The 1390-nt window shown below is 63.9% G+C and carries 1 protein-coding gene; it reads left to right on the forward strand.

The annotated features are described in order from the left end of the window. The first annotated feature begins 304 nt into the window (after positions 1-304). Positions 305-1066 (forward strand): hypothetical protein, encoded by a 762-nt coding sequence (locus tag OC446_RS30355; RefSeq protein WP_262032585.1) that lies wholly within the window; start codon positions 305-307, stop codon positions 1064-1066. Positions 1067-1390: the final 324 nt, after the last annotated feature.

The raw sequence follows: 1390 nt of genomic DNA on the forward strand, positions 1-1390 counted from the left end.
ACCCTCCGGGGGCTTCGTCACGTCCGAAGCATCCCCGCCACACAACGCACAACGGTCAAAACGCACAACGGTCACCGCCCAAAACGGATCTCAAACACACAGTGGCTCGTTAAACCTGGAGAACGTGGATCCAACGCAGCACCGGCGGCCCATGGAGATTGTGTCTGCCTTCGAGGTCTTTCCCTCCGATGATGACGAGAGGCCAGGGGCTTATGCGATGTTTCCCTATGACAGGGATCTGATCAGCCGATTCCGAGACAGGTTTCCCCGGGCCCGGTGGCGGGCAGGGGAGGAGCGATGGTTTGTGCCGGGGACCACGGCGGTGAAACGGCTCGATGCCTGGATGGGGCAGGAGCTTGAAACCCTGGACCGCCACGCGGATGAGAAGGGCCGCGACGCTTTCGTGTTCGAGCCGCTCAAGAGCCCCTACCTGACCGTTGCGGAGGATCTGCGGGTACGCACGCCCTATTCGCGGACCATCGTCGAAGCCTTGCGCGCAATTCCCTGGGCCCATTGGGACCGTGACGAGAGGGTCTGGCGTGTGCCGTTCCGCTCCTATGAGGAACTGAAGGCGCGCTGGCCGGAGATCGAAGAGGCGGCGCGGCGCAACGAGCCGGAAGCCCGAAAGCAACGTCGCGAAGAGCAGAAGGCTCATGCCTCGGAAGACGCCGGACGGATTCACGCGGAGCGGCGGCGGAGACGCTATCCGGTTCGCAGCCACGACCTCCCACCCCTCGGTCTTCCGCTGATGACCGCAAGCTGGGGCGTCGTGGTGTTCGAGGCCATCGACGTGGATCCTGTCGCGGATCTGTCCGCTGCCGGGCTGTACTCCCACGTGCAGGGCGATACGTCCCTCTATGTCTGGGCCCATTGGCGCATGCCGACTTTGGAGGAAATCTACCGCACGAAGCCGCCGCAGGGAGAAGAGAGATCAGTAGGCGAACCCGCGCGCGCATGGTGGTGGGCGAGCCGGGAGGAGCTCCAGGACAGGGCGCGGAAATTGCGCGAGGTGGAACGGGCGCAACGCTCGCGGCAGACGGCACGACAGGCCTCGTCCAGGGTGTAGGGACATGCCGGCCGGAGCGAAAAACAAAAATCCGGGCCTGAAGCCCGGATCTCAAGATGAGGATTGGCGCAGGTCTTCAAGCATCGGACGTGAACTCGAACTCACGTCCGATGCTCCAACCTTTACGTTTGACTGATCCTTCCACGCAGAACCGGCAACAACTTTTGCGCTCGATCCTTTAGAACGGGATGTCGTCGTCGAAGTCGTTGTGCCGCGAGCTGCTGGCCGGCTCGGGCCTGCGCTCCATGGGCGATGAGCGCCCGAAATCGCCGCCGCGGCTGATCTGACCCGGCTCCTCGTCGCCGTACTCGGACGCGCCGCCGC

This window comes from Microvirga sp. Mcv34, assembly GCF_024519725.1.
Classification (GTDB): Bacteria; Pseudomonadota; Alphaproteobacteria; order Rhizobiales; family Beijerinckiaceae; genus Microvirga.